Below are 14,909 nucleotides of genomic sequence, written 5' to 3'. Positions count from 1 at the left end.
GCGCATGCACATCGGCCCCTACACCCTTGCGAACAACCTGATCGTTGCGCCGATGGCTGGCGTGACCGACCGGCCGTTCCGCATGCTGTGCAAGCGTTTCGGCGCCGGTCACGCGGTGTCGGAAATGATCACGGCCGACCAGAGCATGCGGCTGACGAAGAAAACCCTGAAACGTGCCGACTTCGACGGCGAACTGGCACCGATTTCGGTGCAGATCGCCGGTTCCGATCCGGAGCAGCTGGCGCAGGCGGCACAGTATCAGGTGGCCAACGGCGCGCAGATCGTCGACATCAACATGGGCTGCCCGGCCAAGAAGGTGTGCAACAAGCTCGCCGGCTCGGCGCTGCTCAAGGACGAAGACCTCGTCGGCCGGATCCTCGACGCGGTGGTCGCCGCCGTCGACGTGCCGGTGACGCTGAAGACCCGGCTGGGCTTCTGCAACGGCGAGGAAAACATCCTGCGCATTGCCAGGCGTGCCGAGGAAGCCGGCATCGCGGCACTGGCCATTCATGGCCGTACCCGCGAGGACATGTACAACGGTGCGGCGCGCTATGCGCTGATCCGCGAAGTCAAACGCAGCATTGCGATTCCGGTGATCGCCAACGGCGACATCGACAGCCCGACGAAGGCGGCCGATGTCCTTGCGGCCACCGGCGCCGACGCGATCATGATCGGCCGCGCCGCACAGGGGCGGCCGTGGCTGTTCCGCGAAATCGGTCACTACCTGGCCAGCGGCGAGCTGTTGCCGCCACCTAGGGTGGTCGAGATCCGCGACGTGCTGCTCGAACACCTGGACGCGCTGTACGCGTTCTACGGCGAGTATTCGGGCTGCCGCATCGCCCGCAAGCACATCGCCTGGTACACGAAGGGCCTTGCTGGCGGCAACGAATTCCGCCAGCGCATGTACCGGCTGGAAAGCACCCACGAACAAAAAAACGCGACGCAGGCGTTCTTCGACGGCCTGCTGGCCGGCGGCGAGCGTCTGGTCTATGTCGCGACCGAATCAGAAGAACAGGGGGAAGTATGAACCGGGAAGATCCAAGCGATCCGATCGCCGCGGTGATCCATGCGTCGCTGACGCAGTATTTTGACGATCTCGACGGCGAAGCGCCGTGTGCCGTGTACGACATGGTGCTGGCGCGGGTCGAAAAGCCGCTGTTGCTGCTGGTGCTCGAACGCGTCGGCGGCAACCAGACCCGGGCGGCCGAAGTGCTCGGCATCAATCGCAACACCCTCAGAAAAAAACTGCAGACCTACGATCTGCTGTAAGCGGTACCCGATCAGACCGTGCGCGGCGATGCCGGCGTGCGGCTCAAGAACAGCTACAACGGCGGACAAGGTGCCGCCGGCCGCAATGACCATTCGGAATGAAACTCAGGAGAGCAGTATGAGCAAGATTCAGCGCGCGCTGATCAGCGTGTCCGACAAGACCGGTGTCCTCGAATTTGCCAGGGCGCTGGCCGAGCAGGGGGTCGAGATCCTCTCGACCGGCGGTACCGCCAAGTTGTTTGCCGACAACGGCGTGCCGGTGATCGAAGTTGCCGACTACACCGGCTTTCCGGAGATGCTCGACGGTCGCGTCAAGACGCTGCATCCGAAAATCCACGGCGGCATCCTCGGTCGTCGCGACCTCGAGTCGCATGTCGCCAAGATGGCCGAGCACGACATCGGCAACATCGACCTCGTCTGCGTCAACCTGTACCCGTTCGAAGCGACGATCGCCAAGCCCGACTGCAGCTTCGACGACGCGATCGAGAACATCGACATCGGCGGCCCGGCGATGGTGCGCTCGGCGGCGAAGAACCACGCCCACGTCGCCATCGTGACCGACGCCAGCGATTACGCCGGCCTGATCGACGAAATGAAGGCCAACGGCGGCGCGCTGACGCTGGCCACCCGCCGCAACCTGGCCAAGAAGGCGTTCAGCCACACTGCGGCCTACGACGGCGCGATCTCGAACTACCTGACCGCGCTGAACGACGACGGCGAGAAGGCCACTTACCCGAACCGGCTGAACCTGCAGTTCGTCAAGGTGCAGGACATGCGCTACGGCGAGAACCCGCACCAGAGCGCGGCATTCTTCCGCGACCTGCATCCGGCTGCCGGTACGCTGGCCGGCTACAAGCAGTATCAGGGCAAGGAACTCTCGTACAACAACATCGCCGATGCCGATGCGGCGTGGGAAGCGGTCAAGCAGTTCGAAGAGCCGGCCTGCGTCATCGTCAAGCATGCCAACCCGTGCGGCGTCGCCGTGGCGGCCGATCCGTACGCGGCGTACCGCCTCGCGTTCGCGACCGACACCACCAGCGCCTTCGGCGGCATCATCGCCTTCAACAAGCCGATCGACGTCGATACCGTCGAAGCGGTGAGCAAGCAGTTCATGGAAGTGCTGATCGCCCCGGCCTACACGCCGGCCGCGCTCGAACTGCTGGCCAAGAAGGTCAACGTTCGCGTGCTCGAAGTCGCGATCGAATCGGGTGAAAACAAGTTCGACCTCAAGCGCGTCGGCGGCGGCCTGCTGGTGCAGACGCCGGACACCCATGCGCTCAAGCTGGCCGACCTCAAGGTCGTCACCAGGAAGCAGCCGACCCCGGAACAGCTGAAGGACCTGCTGTTCGCGTGGAATGTCGCCAAGTTCGTCAAGTCGAATGCCATCGTCTTCTGCGGCAAGGGCCAGACGCTCGGTATCGGCGCCGGCCAGATGAGCCGTGTCGATTCGACCAAGATCGCCGCGATCAAGGCGCGCAACGCCGGCCTCGAGCTGCGCGGTTCGGTGGCTGCGTCGGACGCGTTCTTCCCGTTCCGTGACGGTGTCGACGTGATTGCCGAAAACGGCGTTGCCGCCATCATCCAGCCGGGCGGTTCGGTCCGCGACGACGAAGTGATCGCGGCCGCGGACGAACATGGCATCGCCATGGTCGTGACCGGCGTACGCCATTTCCGTCACTGAGCCGGGGGACCGATGAAACGATGGCTGGCAATCGCCGCCACGACGCTTGCGCTGGCTTCGCCGGCGCAGGCGGACTGCGGCAACATGGGCGAATGGCTCGGCAGCGCGTGCAGCTACCTCGGCAAGATCGCCGATGAAGGCAGCTGGGACGCCTACGTCACGGGCTACACCTGGCACGACCCGAGCACCTGGACCGACGAGAAGCTCGCCGAGCTGAACGACAAGGCCTGGGGCGGCGGTCTCGGCAAACACCTCGTCGACGAAAACGGCAATCACGACATGCTGTACGGCATGATCTTTTCGGATTCGCACAAGGATCCGGAGCTGATGCTCGGCTACGCCAAGATCTGGTTCTGGCCGTCGCACAATGTCGTGTCGGTCGGCGCCGGCTACACGGTCGGGCTGACGTCGCGGCAGGACATCATCAACGGCATCCCGTTTCCGTACATCCTGCCGGTGGTGTCGCTGCGCGTGTGGCGTGCTTCGGTGATGGGCACGTTCATCCCGTCGCTGAGCAGCGGCCTCAACAGCGGCAATGTCGGCTTCGTGTTCGGCCGCTACGAATTCTAAACAGGGCGGTTTTGGAGTGACTCAATGAATATTCTCGTCATCGGTAACGGCGGCCGCGAACATGCGCTGGCATGGAAAATCGCCCAGTCGCCGCGCGTCGGCAAGGTTTTCGTCGCGCCGGGCAACGCCGGTACCGCGCTCGAACCGAACCTGACCAATGTGCCGATCACCGACATTCCGGTGCTGATCGAGTTCGCCAAGCGCGAGAACGTCGCGTTCACGCTGGTCGGGCCGGAGGCGCCGCTGTCCAAGGGCATCGTCGACGCGTTCCGTGCCGAAGGGCTGAAGATCTTCGGGCCGACCAGGGCTGGCGCGCAGCTCGAATGGTCGAAGGATTTCGCCAAGGCCTTCATGAAGCGCCACGGCATTCCGACCGCCGACTACGAAACCTTCAGCGACGCCGCCAGGGCGCATGCCTACATCGACGCCAACGGTGCGCCGATCGTCATCAAGGCCGACGGCCTTGCCGCCGGCAAGGGCGTCGTCGTCGCGATGACGCTGGACGAAGCCCATGCGGCCATCGACATGATGCTCGAGGGCAACAAGTTCGGCGACGCCGGCGCCCGCGTCGTGATCGAGGAGTTCCTGACCGGCGAGGAAGCGAGCTTCATCGTCATGGTCGACGGCAAGAACGTGCTGGCGATGGCGAGCAGCCAGGACCACAAGCGCCTGCTGGACAACGACGAAGGTCCGAACACCGGCGGCATGGGCGCGTACAGCCCGGCGCCGGTGGTGACGCCGGAAATCCATGCCAAGGCGATGCGCGAAGTGATCCTGCCGACCGTGGCCGGCATGGCCAGGGACGGTGTCGTCTACACCGGCTTCCTCTACGCCGGGCTGATGGTCGGCGAAGACGGCTCGGTCAAGGTCGTCGAGTTCAACTGCCGCTTCGGCGATCCGGAAACGCAACCGATCATGCTGCGGCTGAAGAGCGATCTGGTGACGCTGATCGAGCACGGCATCGACGGCACGCTTGACCAGATCGAGGCCGAATGGGACCGCCGTACCGCACTCGGCGTGGTAATGGCCGCGGCCAACTACCCGGAAACGCCGCGTGCCGGTGACGTGATCACCGGCCTGCCGGGCGAGCTGGAAGACGGTCACGTGTTCCACGCCGGCACCAGGCTCGACGAGCAGGGCCGTCCGGTGACGAGTGGCGGCCGCGTGCTGTGCGTCACCGCATTCGGCGAGGGTTTCAAGCAGGCACAGAAACGCGCCTACGAGATCCTCGACGGGGTGCATTTCGACGGCATGCAGTTCCGCCGCGACATCGGCTGGCGCGCCATCGCGCGCAAGTAAGCGTCGCGCATGCAGAAAGGCCGCCTCCGGGCGGCCTTTCTGTTGGCGAACGCATATGCTGAAGACAACGGACGATCCGGGCCACGGACAAGGGCCGGACGGGAGGGGGAATGGGATTGCGTAGCGGGCTCAGAATCGCGTTGGTACTCGCATTGATCGCTGCGCTGACCGCGTGCGGCTTTGCACGCCGCATGGCCCGGCTGGAACAGAACCGCAACGAGATCGCCCGCAACGGCGTCGTTGCCGGCGTGGTCCAGATTGGCGAACTGCCGCTCGACCAGGTCGAGGTGGCCCTGCTGCGGCGCGATACGGACGGCCTGCATGCCGTGGCCCTGAGCCACCTCGGTGAAGGGGGCTATTTCGCTTTCCTGGTCCCGCAACAGGGGGTCTATCTGCTGGCGGCCTACTACGACCGCGACGGCCGCGGCCTCTCCGATGACGATCCGGCAACCGTCGTCGGCTTGCCGGCCGGGCTGGTGGTCGGTCCCGGCGTCGAGTTGTCGCAGCGCTTTGCCCTGAATGCCGCGATGGCGCCGTTGCCCGCGGAAATCCGGACCGCGTTGCGCAAGGCCGAGGTGCCGCCCAACGCGCGCAAGCTGCAGCTGTTTGCCGGGCGGACCGCCGACATCGACGAGGCGCGTTTTGGCCGTGCGTTCGGCACCAAGGGATTGTGGGCACCGCTCGATTTCGCATCCGAAATGGGCATTGGCGTTTATTTCCTCGGGCCGTATCGCAGCGACCGGATTCCGGTGCTGTTCGTCCATGGCGTCGGCGGTTATCCGCAGCAGTGGAGCAAACTGATCGCCAGCCTCGATCGGGACCGTTTTCAACCCTGGATCTACCAGTATCCGAGCGGCATGCGCCTCGGCCAGAGCGGCGATACGCTGGCCGACCTGCTGCAAAGCCTGCAGAAGCGGTACGGCTTCTCGCGCATGATGATCGTTGCCCACAGCGTCGGCGGGCTGGTTTCGCGCCAGGCGATCCTGCGGCTGGCCAGAGTGTCGCCGCAGCAGCCGGTGCAGCTGTTTGTCACGCTGTCGACGCCCTGGGGCGGCGATGCGCTGGCGCAGCTCGGCGCCAGCCGCTCGCCGGTGGTGGTGCCGTCATGGCAGGACATCGCGCCCGACAGCGTGTTCCTGCACGATCTGCTGGCGCAAACGCTGCCCGCGTCCTTGCGGCACCAGCTGTTCTTCGGCTATCGCGGCAGCAATATGCTGATCCAGGGCAACAGCGACGGAACGATTGCGCTCGTCAGCCAGCTGGCGCAACCGGCGCAGCTGCAGGCGGCACGGGTGCGGGGATTCGACGAGACGCACGAATCCATCCTCGACAGCCGGGCGGTGATCGAGGCGATCGACGAGGCACTCGAGCAGTCCGTGGTCATCGACCGTCTGGCGGGCGGCGGCAGCTGAGCCCATTCGCCGTCCTGCTTGCCGTAACGCGGCAAGCCGTTGCGGTGTCAGCCTGTCCGCTCTGCCCCGTTACGGCGACGGCCACTCGGTCCGGGCATAGGCGCCGAGTTCGCCCCGCACGCGCGCGGCGTGTTCGACCGCGGCGCCGTCGGTGTAGAACGGCGTGTCAGAGAGGGGCAGGCCGGCCTTTGCCGCTTCCTCGGTGAGGATCTGCAGATACTCGGTCATGTGCGACGCGGTGTACGGATTGGTATCGTGGAATCCGACAACGACCGGCGTCACGCCGTCGACCTCGGGCAGGCGGCCCGCGGCGATGGCGTCGCGTACGCGTTCGAGCTCATGGTGCATGTGACTGCGCCGGCGCAGGCTGGCGTGCCAGCCGTAGATCTTGCCGTCGAACGCGCGCACGTCGGCCAGCAGCATCGCCATTCCGAGCGAGCGATAGGCGGCGACGACGCGATCGTCGAAGCGCCAGTCGGGCGGGCGTACCAGCGTCGAGACGTCCCCGCACAGCGCGTGCAGGTGCGCCCGGCCGGTCTGCAAGGACAGCACGAGTGCCGGATCCGGCAGTTTGGTATGGGGGATGTGCCCCTCGACGGTTCCGGTGTGTACGCCGACCCGGTGGCCGCCCAGACATTCATCCTGAATCAGCGCTTCGCCGTCCGGACTGCCACCGTGTGCATCGTGTTCGGTCTGTACGAAGAAGATGGCCTTGATGCCGGGCGTGACCGGGTTGTCGGCCAGCTGGTAGAGGATGTTGGCGGTCGGTTGCGACGACCACAGGCTGGGACCGTCGTCGAACGTCAGCAGGAAGCGTACCGGCGCGGCGTGCGCGGCCGGCGCAGCGAGTGCAAGCAGCAGGCCGCCGATCGCCGCGGCGGCTGCGATGAAACCGCGCCGTCCGGACTGCGGAACGGCGCGGCGGTGCGAAGGCCGGCCCTCTCGGGATGCAGTGGTCGCCGGTCCCGTCCTCAGTCCCATTTCCTGAAAATCAGCGACGTGTTGATGCCGCCAAAGGCAAAGTTGTTGCTCATCACGTATTCGCAGTCGAGCTGGCGGCCACCGGTCCCGATGTAGTCGAGCGGGGCGCAACGCGTGTCGACGTTGCTGAGGTTGACCGTCGGGGCAAACCAGCCGGCACGCATCATCTCGATGCTCCACCATGCTTCGAGTGCGCCACAGGCGCCAAGCGTGTGGCCGATATAGCTTTTCAGCGACGAGATCGGCATGGTGGCGCCGAAGACCGCGTGCGTGGCCTGCGTTTCGGCGATGTCGCCCTGCTCGGTCGCGGTGCCGTGGCCGTTGACGTAGCCGATCGCATCCGCCGGCAGGCCGGCATCCTTCAGCGCCAGCCGCATCGCCTGCGCCATCGTTGCCGCCTGCGGCTGGGTGACGTGGGTGCCGTCGCAATTGGTGCCGAAGCCGACGAGCTCGGCATGGATGTGCGCGCCGCGTGCCTTGGCGTGTTCGTATTCCTCGAGGATCAGCGTACCGGCACCTTCACCGATCACCAGCCCGTCACGGGCCGCGTCGTAGGGGCGCGGCGTCAGTTCGGGCTGGCTGTTGCGCGTACTCGTGGCGAACAGCGTATCGAAGACCGCGGCCTCGGTCGCGCACAGCTCCTCGGCTCCGCCGGCGATCATCACGTCGGCGGCGCCGTAGCGGATGGCTTCGTAGGCGTAGCCGATGCCCTGGCTGCCCGAGGTGCAGGCGCTCGAGGTCGTGATCACCCGGCCGGTCAGGCCGAAAAACACGGCGATGTTCACCGGTGTCGTGTGCGCCATCATCTTGATGTAGCTGTTGGCGTTGACGCCCTCGGTGGTCTTTTCGTAGATCATCCGGCCGAAGTCGCCGATCGCCGGGGGCGAGCCGGCCGACGAGCCGTAGGACACGCCGACACGACCGCCGCCGAGCAGGCCGGCATCGCCGAGCAGGCCGGCATCCTGCAGCGCCAGTTCGCTGGCGCGGCAGGCCATCAGCGCGATCCGCCCCATGCTGCGGATGCGTTTGCGCGTATACGTTTCGCCGGGCAGTGCAAAGGCGGCGGCCGGCGCGCCGAGACGGGTATTGAGCCCGACATACTCTTCCCATTCGGGCAGGTAGCGGATCGCGTTCCGTTCGGCGCGCAGCGCGGCCTCGATCGTCGGCCAGTCGCAGCCGAGCGGGCTGATGCCGGCCATGCCGGTGACGACGACGCGGCGGGTATTCGTGCTCATCAGGCCAGACCTCCGTTGACCGAAATCACTTGCCGGGTGATGTAACCTGCGTCGTTCGACAGCAGGAAGGCGACCGCGGCGGCGACTTCCTCGGGCTGCCCCATGCGCTGGGCCGGAATGGCCTTCAGTGCATGTTCGCGGACCTCGTCGCTGACCATGTCGGTGTCGATCAGTCCCGGTGCCACGCAGTTGACGGTGATCCTGCGTTTGGCGAGTTCGACCGCCAGCGCCTTGGTCGCGCCGATGATGCCGGCCTTGGCCGCCGAATAGTTGACCTGGCCGCGGTTGCCGATCAGCCCCGAGACCGACGACAGCGTGACGATGCGGCCGGGCTTGCGGGCCTGCACCATCGGCATCACCAGCGGGTGCAGCACGTTGTAGAAGCCGTCGAGATTGGTGTGGATCACGCCGTCCCAGTCGTCGGCCGTCATGGCCGGAAAGGCCGCATCGGCGGCGATGCCGGCGTTGCAGACGACGCCGTACGGGGCGCCGAACTCGGCGACCTCAAGCTCGAGCGCCGCACGGCAGGCGGCGCGGTCGGCCACGTCGAACTGCAATACGCGCGCATGGATGCCGTGTGCTGCGCTCAGGCTGGCGGCGAGCGCATCGGCTTCGTCGCGGCGCGAGCGGCAGTGCAGCACGAGATTGTAGCCGTCACGGGCGAGCCGCCCGGCGATGGCGCGGCCGATGCCGCGCGACGAGCCGGTGATCAGTACGGCGGAAGTTGAGGGATTCTGCGTAGTCATGCCTGGTTCAGATATTCGTCGAGATTGTCCGGCTGGTAAGCCGAAAGCTGGGCGCGGGCGACGGTCGTGCCGTCGATCGCGATCGTGCAGTCCATCACCGCAACGCCGTTGTCGGCCTGGAATTCGCGGGTGGCCGTGACCGTCAGGGTCTGGCCGACCCGGAATGCCGGCACGCTGCAGTCGTAACGGCGCGTGCCGACCAGAAAGCCGACCCTGACCGCGTCGCCGCGCGATCGCGCCTCGAAGCCGGCCAGTGCGGCAATCGTCTGGGCCATGTATTCGACCCCGACCCAGCCGCCGACCTCGGCGCCGTCGCAGAACGGCGCGTCGGCCCGGATCGTTGTCGTGGCACTCAGCGTGTCGCGGGCCGCCGAGACGACCTGGTCGAGCAGCACCATGCGGCCGGCGTGCGGCAGGTAGTCGGCGACGGGCAGATAGGCGGTGGGGTTCATGTCCGCTCCAGAATCAGCGCAATGTTGTTGCCGCCGAAGGCGAACGACGTCGACAGGGCGGCACGGACCTCGGTGCACTGGCCGCGCGACACCAGCGGCAATGCGGCAATGTCCGGGTCGGCCTCGCCGTCCCAGACGTGCGGGGGCAGGCGCCGGCCGGTATCGGTCAGCGTGATCCAGCACAGCGCCGCCTCGATTGCACCGGCAGCGCCAAGCGTGTGGCCGGTCAGCGGCTTGGTCGAGCTGGCCGGCACGCCCGGCAACAGCGCGGAAACCGCGAGGCTTTCCATCGCGTCGTTCTGCCGCGTGGCGGTGCCGTGCAGGTTCACGTAGCCGATCTCGCTCGCCATCCTCCCGGCACGCTGGAGCGCGGCGGCAATCGCCTGCTTTGCGCCGCTGCCGTCCGGGGCCGGCGCGGACACGTGGTGGCCGTCCGAACTTTCGCCCCAGCCGGTCAGCGCCACCGGCGACGGTGTACGGCAGACAAGGAACAGCGCCGCACCTTCACCGATGTTGATGCCGTTGCGGTTGCGCGAAAACGGGTTGCAGCGGCTGGCGCTGACCGATTCGAGCGCCGAAAAGCCGGCGACGGTGAACGCGGCGAGGGTATCGACGCCGCCGGCCACGACGAGGTCGGCCGCGCCGCTGTCGATCAGCCGGGCCGCAGCCGCCAGCGCCTTGGCGCTCGACGAACAGGCGGTCGAAATGCAGTACGCCGGGCCGGCGATGCCGAGCTCGCCCGCCAGCCACTGCGCCGGCGAGCCGAGTTCCTGCTGGCCGTAATGGTAAGTGGCGGGCAGCGTACCGTCGGGCGTGCATGCGGCCATGGCGACTTCGCCTTCGTGGATGCCCGAGGTGCTGCTGCCGAGCACGATGGCAATCCGTGCCGGGTCCAGCCCGGCGGCGAGCTGCGCGTAGGCCGTTTCGATCTGCGCGAACGTGGCGGCGAGCAGCGCGTTGTTGCGCGTACGGTGCCGGGGCGGGGCGTCGGGCAGCGGCAGTGCCCCGGTCACGGTGCCGAGCATCAGCCGCCGGCCCGGGCTGTAGCGCACGGTTTCGGTCATGTCCGGGCTGTCGGCGGCGAAAAGCCGCTCGCGGACGGTGTCGACGCCGCTGCCGAGTGCACAGATCAGGCCGGGGGAATGCAGGTAAATCATGGCGCGGTGTCGATGGTCAGTTGGTAATGCAGCGGCAGGTTCGCCAGTTGTGCCCGACCGGCGAGCCGGTCGTCATTGCTGTAATCGACGACGATGGCGTTTTGGCCATCGTGGCGGAGCACGCGCTGGCGTGCCGTTTCGCTGACCTCCCAGCCCGCCGGCAGCGCGGCCTGCAGCGCCGGCAGCGGCGCATGGACGATCAGGAAGTCGTCGAGCATCCGTTCGGCGGGCAATGCCATCGGCACGTTCTCGGTCGAACGGAGCGTCCTGCCGTCGTAGTCTATCGAAAACAGCCGGACGCCGAGCGCGAGCCCGACAAGCGAGACCGTCCTGTCGTCGATGCTGGCGACGATGTCGAGTGTGCGTGTCTCGCCGGGCCAGCGCATCGTCAGCCGCTGCTCGAGCACGCGCTCGCCGCCGAAGGCGGCCGGTGCGACCTGCAGCAGCGGCAGGCCGCCCGAGAGCAGCGTGGCACAGCCCGCCAGTGCGAGCAGCACCGCGGCGACGATCAGTCGAACAGCGCGCATGCGGCTTCCAGCGACGACAGCCTACGCTCGGGCTTGGCGACGTAGGGGTTGGCTTCGTCCCACGCATAACCGGCGAGGATCGACGAGATCATCGCCTCGATCTGCGGGTTCTTGTCCTTGTGGAAAATGATCTTCTGGAAGCGGCCGTCGTACCACGCGGTGACGAAGGCGCGGAAGGTGTCGACGCCTTTCTTCAGCGGTTTCGCGTACGCCTGCTCCCAGTCCACCGTTTCGCCCGCGGCCTCGCGCAGCAGCGCGTTGACGGCGAGGTCGGCCGATTTGACCGCGATGGTGACGCCGCTGGAGAACACCGGATCGAGGAATTCGCCGGCGTTGCCGAGCAGGGCAAAACGGTTGCCATGCAGCGATTTGACGTTGGCGGCATAGCCGGTCAGCGTTCGTGCCGGCGTATCCCAGCGGGCCTGCTTCAGCAGCTCGGCCAGACCGGCATCCTCGAACACGATGGCCTTGAGGCGTCCGGTGTCGTCTCCCTGGTATTGCGAGAGGAAGTCGCGCTCGGCAACGACGCCGATCGAGCAGCGGCCGTTCGAGAACGGAATCAGCCAGTACCAGACGTCGTGATGCTCGGGGTGCACGGTGATCAGGATCTTGTTGCGGTCGAACACGCCGGCCGGAATGCCGTCCTCGATGTGGGTGAAGATCGCGCCGCGCACCGGGAAATCGGACGGCGTTTCCAGATCGAGCAGGCGCGGCAGCGTGCGGCCGAATCCGCTGGCGTCGAGCAGGAAGTTGGCTTCGATCTCGTAAACACGGTCGTCTTCGCCGCGTACCGTCAGCACCGGTCTGGCGCCGCCGACGTCGGCGGCGAGCACGGTGTGGCGGTAGCGGATGTCGGCACCGGCCTTGGCGGCGCCGTTCGCGAGCACGTGGTCGAAGTGGGCGCGCTGCACCTGGTAGGTCGTGCCCCAGCCGGGGGAAAACTTCTCGCGGAAGTCGAACGCCGTGCGGTCGGCACCGCGGGCGAAGGCCGCGCCGTTCTTGTACTGGAAGCCGGCCTGGACCACGTCCTGCAGGAATCCTGCCTTCTCGATGTATTCCATCGATTGCGGCAGCAGGCTCTCGCCGATCGAGAAGCGCGGAAAGGTTTCGCGCTCGATGATGACAACCTCCCGCCCGGCCTTGCGCAACAGCCCGGCGGCGACGCTGCCGGACGGGCCGGCGCCAATGATGACGATATCGGTGCTTTGACGGGTGCTCATGAGGCTTGATCCGATGAGGAGTGATCCGGTTGAGGGGCGGTCTGGAACAACGGCTGCGGGAGCGCCGGGCGGCGCAGAAGCGGGGCGGTCAGCCACGCAAGGCCGACGCCGGACAGGGTTGCGGTGCCGAAGGTCGCCAGCGCCGGCGTGTGGCTGAACGCCAGCAGGCCGAACGACAGCAGCGTGCAGCAGGCCGCGAGCGAGATCGCCAGCACCATGCGCACTTCGCCCGGGTGCTCGTTGACGAAAATGCCGTAATCGATACCCATGCCGAGCAGCAGCAGCAGCGTCAGCACGGTCAGCAGTTGCAGCGGGATGCCCAGCCAGCCGAAGATCGCCAGCGTGGCGATGCTGGCGATCAGCGACGGCGCCAGCACCCGCCAGGTGTCCCGGCGGTAGCGCCGCCACAGGAGTGCGGCGGTGACGACGTAGGCGGCGAGCAGTACCAGCGCCAGCCGGTCGCGATAGCGGTCGAGCACTGCGGAAATCTCGGCCGGCTTGTCGATCCAGCGCACGCCCGGCAAGTCCACTTTGGACAGCGCTGCGGTATTGGCTGCGCCGGCGAGGCCTGTCAGCATCACCACGCTGGCGTAACCGTGACCGGTGTTGCCGAGCCACAGGTGGCGTGCCGGCAGCGAGGCCGGTGATGCGAGCCAGACGTCCGGCTCGAGCAACGGTGTCGCCGCGGATTGTGCGCGCACCCAGGCGTCGTCGAGACCGATGTCGTCGGCCAGTGAATGCAGCAGGGCCGGATCACGCAGCACCGCGGCCCCGGCTTGCTGTGCGCGCTGTTCGCTCACCGGCGGCAGCCAGCGGCTGACGCTCTGGTAGCCGGCGATTGCGCCGCGGGCGACAAAACCGTCGAGCTCACGGGTGAGGGTGCGTTCGCGCTCGAGCACCGTCTGCGCATCGGGGCCGCTGACGATGAACAGCTGCGCCGGACTCGGCAGGCCGAGCCGCTGGCCGATGGCGATCTGTTCGCGCATCAGCGTTGCGTCGGTGCTGACAAGGCTGCGCACGTCGTCGCTGGCATCGAGCTTCAGCAGGCCGGTGACGATCAGCGGCGCGGCGACGACCAGCACAACCAGTCCGCCACGCAGGCCGAGGCGCGGCCAGCGCGCCAGCAGCTTCAAGAGCGGCCCGCCAAGCACGCCCGGTTCGAGCCTGGCCGGCGCGAGGCGCGGATACCAGAACAGTTCGGACAGCCACGCCGAGGCGATGCCGGTCGCGGCGAAGACCGCCATCTGCGCCAGCCCCGGGAACGGCGTCAGCGCGAGGCACAGGTAAGCGAGTGCGGTGAACAGCGTGGCGACCAGCAGGCTGGGCAGCAGCGTCTCGAGCCGCTTGCCGGCGGCCACAGAAGCACCAAGGCTGGTGCTGTGCAGCAGCAGGCTGTAGTCGACGGCAACGCCGATCAGGCTGGTGCCGAACACCAGTGTCAGCATGTGCACGCGGCCGTACAGCGCGAAGGTGAGCGCCAGCGCGATCGTCATCCCGGTGGCGATCGACAGCGCGACCAGCGGCAGTGCGCGCCAGCCACGGAAGGTCAGCAGCACCAGCAGCAGGATGCCGGCGAGCGAACCGATGCCGATCGTCGACATCTCGTGCTCGGCCCGCTGCGCCGCCTTGGCCGCGTGCAGCACGACGCCGGCGCGCAGAACGCTGACGTCGGGCGAACCGGCCTTGAGTCCGGTGATGGCATGATCGAGCCCGTCGGCGACGGTTTTTTGCGCCGACAGCGAAAACGCACTGTCGGCGAGCGTGTACATCAGCACCACGTAGTGGCGCTCTTCGAAGTCGACCCACAGCCGGCCGCCTTCGGGACGGACGCGGGTCAGATCGCCAAAACCCTGCAACCAGCGGCCGAAGGTCCCGAACGGATCGTCGCGCCAGGCCAGGCCGCTGGTCGACACCGTCGCATACGCCTGTTGCAGCGCGCGCGCCTGCCAGGCGGACCGGCCTTGCGCCAGTGCGGCGGCATCGGCCGGCGTGAACAGCACGCCGCGGTAAGGCGCGTAGAAATCCCGCAGCGTGTCGAGGTCGAGCGCCTGCGTCTGCGGGGCGACCGGCAACGCCTTGAGCGAACCGGCAAGCGTGTCCGCCGCGCGCGCTGCCGCATCGCGGTCGGCGCTGCCGACGAGCAGCACCAGCTGGCGCTCGGACGCCTGCGCGAGCGACGCCATCGCGCGCTCGGCGACCGGGTCGCGCTCGTTCTTCGGCAGCAGCGCGAACAGGTCGGTATCGAGCCGGTTGGCCAGTTGCCGGTGCTGGCTCGCCAGCCAGCCGGCACAGCCGAGCAGCACGATCAGCCACGCCAGCGCCAGCGCGCGCCAGAGTCGGGATTCGGTCATGGCCGTGGA

General features: G+C 67.3%; 14 protein-coding genes. 6 read left to right on the top strand and 8 right to left on the bottom strand.

Annotation, left to right across the window (positions count from 1 at the left end; all coding sequences use genetic code 11):
* Positions 1-4: 4 nt before the first annotated feature.
* The 6 genes from dusB (at position 5) to IE097_RS17925 (ending at position 6,231) form a co-directional block, all read left to right on the top strand.
* A complete protein-coding gene (dusB, locus tag IE097_RS17950; protein ID WP_189462277.1) occupies positions 5-1,027 on the top strand; it encodes a tRNA dihydrouridine synthase DusB in 1,023 nt (340 codons plus the stop codon).
* Complete coding sequence (locus tag IE097_RS17945; protein WP_070530493.1) at positions 1,024-1,269, top strand: helix-turn-helix domain-containing protein; 246 nt, start codon at positions 1,024-1,026, stop codon at positions 1,267-1,269. The genes dusB and IE097_RS17945 overlap by 4 nt, the downstream gene beginning before the upstream one ends.
* 118 nt (positions 1,270-1,387) lie before the next feature.
* The gene (gene purH, locus IE097_RS17940; protein ID WP_189462276.1) at positions 1,388-2,950 is read left to right on the top strand and encodes a bifunctional phosphoribosylaminoimidazolecarboxamide formyltransferase/IMP cyclohydrolase; all 1,563 of its coding nucleotides are present in this window, start codon (positions 1,388-1,390) and stop codon (positions 2,948-2,950) included.
* A gap of 12 nt (positions 2,951-2,962) precedes the next feature.
* Positions 2,963-3,520 (top strand): hypothetical protein, encoded by a 558-nt coding sequence (locus IE097_RS17935; protein WP_189462275.1) that lies wholly within the window; start codon positions 2,963-2,965, stop codon positions 3,518-3,520.
* A 24-nt stretch (positions 3,521-3,544) separates the two neighbouring features.
* A complete protein-coding gene (gene purD, locus IE097_RS17930; RefSeq protein WP_189462274.1) occupies positions 3,545-4,819 on the top strand; it encodes a phosphoribosylamine--glycine ligase in 1,275 nt (424 codons plus the stop codon).
* 110 nt (positions 4,820-4,929) lie between these two features.
* Positions 4,930-6,231 carry an alpha/beta fold hydrolase gene (locus IE097_RS17925; protein WP_189462273.1) on the top strand — a complete coding sequence of 434 codons (1,302 nt, stop codon included), beginning with the start codon at positions 4,930-4,932 and terminating at the stop codon, positions 6,229-6,231.
* A gap of 69 nt (positions 6,232-6,300) precedes the next feature.
* Here IE097_RS17925 and IE097_RS17920 read toward each other — a convergent pair whose 3' ends face one another.
* From IE097_RS17920 to IE097_RS17885, 8 genes are read right to left on the bottom strand one after another with little or no spacing between them, the layout of a single operon-like run.
* A complete protein-coding gene (locus IE097_RS17920; RefSeq protein ID WP_189462272.1) occupies positions 6,301-7,212 on the bottom strand; it encodes a polysaccharide deacetylase family protein in 912 nt (303 codons plus the stop codon).
* Positions 7,203-8,447 (bottom strand): beta-ketoacyl-ACP synthase, encoded by a 1,245-nt coding sequence (locus IE097_RS17915; RefSeq protein ID WP_189462271.1) that lies wholly within the window; start codon positions 8,445-8,447, stop codon positions 7,203-7,205. Before IE097_RS17915 ends, IE097_RS17920 begins: the two co-directional genes overlap by 10 nt.
* Positions 8,447-9,193 carry a 3-ketoacyl-ACP reductase FabG2 gene (locus tag IE097_RS17910; RefSeq protein WP_189462270.1) on the bottom strand — a complete coding sequence of 249 codons (747 nt, stop codon included), beginning with the start codon at positions 9,191-9,193 and terminating at the stop codon, positions 8,447-8,449. The genes IE097_RS17915 and IE097_RS17910 overlap by 1 nt, the downstream gene beginning before the upstream one ends.
* Complete coding sequence (locus IE097_RS17905) at positions 9,190-9,645, bottom strand: hotdog family protein (RefSeq protein WP_189462269.1); 456 nt, start codon at positions 9,643-9,645, stop codon at positions 9,190-9,192. Before IE097_RS17905 ends, IE097_RS17910 begins: the two co-directional genes overlap by 4 nt.
* A complete protein-coding gene (locus IE097_RS17900) occupies positions 9,642-10,802 on the bottom strand; it encodes a beta-ketoacyl-ACP synthase (protein ID WP_189462268.1) in 1,161 nt (386 codons plus the stop codon). The genes IE097_RS17905 and IE097_RS17900 overlap by 4 nt, the downstream gene beginning before the upstream one ends.
* The gene (locus tag IE097_RS17895; protein WP_189462267.1) at positions 10,799-11,329 is read right to left on the bottom strand and encodes a DUF3261 domain-containing protein; all 531 of its coding nucleotides are present in this window, start codon (positions 11,327-11,329) and stop codon (positions 10,799-10,801) included. The genes IE097_RS17900 and IE097_RS17895 overlap by 4 nt, the downstream gene beginning before the upstream one ends.
* The gene (locus IE097_RS17890; RefSeq protein WP_189462266.1) at positions 11,311-12,549 is read right to left on the bottom strand and encodes an NAD(P)/FAD-dependent oxidoreductase; all 1,239 of its coding nucleotides are present in this window, start codon (positions 12,547-12,549) and stop codon (positions 11,311-11,313) included. The genes IE097_RS17895 and IE097_RS17890 overlap by 19 nt, the downstream gene beginning before the upstream one ends.
* Positions 12,546-14,900 (bottom strand): MMPL family transporter, encoded by a 2,355-nt coding sequence (locus IE097_RS17885; RefSeq protein WP_189462265.1) that lies wholly within the window; start codon positions 14,898-14,900, stop codon positions 12,546-12,548. The genes IE097_RS17890 and IE097_RS17885 overlap by 4 nt, the downstream gene beginning before the upstream one ends.
* Between the last annotated feature and the right edge of the window lie 9 nt (positions 14,901-14,909).

It is taken from the genome of Jeongeupia chitinilytica (assembly GCF_014652315.1).
Lineage (GTDB): Bacteria > Pseudomonadota > Gammaproteobacteria > Burkholderiales > Chitinibacteraceae > Jeongeupia > Jeongeupia chitinilytica.
The sequence above is the reverse complement of the archived record's forward strand: the minus strand, read 5'-3'. Positions and strand labels throughout refer to the sequence as shown.

Excerpts from the sequence above, each read along its gene's own strand:
- dusB (WP_189462277.1), top strand. The coding sequence starts at position 5 with ATGCACATCGGCCCCTACACCCTTGCGAACAACCTGATCGTTGCGCCG.
- IE097_RS17945 (WP_070530493.1), top strand. The coding sequence starts at position 1,024 with ATGAACCGGGAAGATCCAAGCGATCCGATCGCCGCGGTGATCCATGCG.
- purH (WP_189462276.1), top strand. The coding sequence starts at position 1,388 with ATGAGCAAGATTCAGCGCGCGCTGATCAGCGTGTCCGACAAGACCGGT.
- IE097_RS17935 (WP_189462275.1), top strand. The coding sequence starts at position 2,963 with ATGAAACGATGGCTGGCAATCGCCGCCACGACGCTTGCGCTGGCTTCG.
- purD (WP_189462274.1), top strand. The coding sequence starts at position 3,545 with ATGAATATTCTCGTCATCGGTAACGGCGGCCGCGAACATGCGCTGGCA.
- IE097_RS17925 (WP_189462273.1), top strand. The coding sequence starts at position 4,930 with ATGGGATTGCGTAGCGGGCTCAGAATCGCGTTGGTACTCGCATTGATC.
- IE097_RS17920 (WP_189462272.1), bottom strand. The coding sequence starts at position 7,212 with ATGGGACTGAGGACGGGACCGGCGACCACTGCATCCCGAGAGGGCCGG.
- IE097_RS17915 (WP_189462271.1), bottom strand. The coding sequence starts at position 8,447 with ATGAGCACGAATACCCGCCGCGTCGTCGTCACCGGCATGGCCGGCATC.
- IE097_RS17910 (WP_189462270.1), bottom strand. The coding sequence starts at position 9,193 with ATGACTACGCAGAATCCCTCAACTTCCGCCGTACTGATCACCGGCTCG.
- IE097_RS17905 (WP_189462269.1), bottom strand. The coding sequence starts at position 9,645 with ATGAACCCCACCGCCTATCTGCCCGTCGCCGACTACCTGCCGCACGCC.
- IE097_RS17900 (WP_189462268.1), bottom strand. The coding sequence starts at position 10,802 with ATGATTTACCTGCATTCCCCCGGCCTGATCTGTGCACTCGGCAGCGGC.
- IE097_RS17895 (WP_189462267.1), bottom strand. The coding sequence starts at position 11,329 with ATGCGCGCTGTTCGACTGATCGTCGCCGCGGTGCTGCTCGCACTGGCG.
- IE097_RS17890 (WP_189462266.1), bottom strand. The coding sequence starts at position 12,549 with ATGAGCACCCGTCAAAGCACCGATATCGTCATCATTGGCGCCGGCCCG.
- IE097_RS17885 (WP_189462265.1), bottom strand. The coding sequence starts at position 14,900 with ATGACCGAATCCCGACTCTGGCGCGCGCTGGCGCTGGCGTGGCTGATC.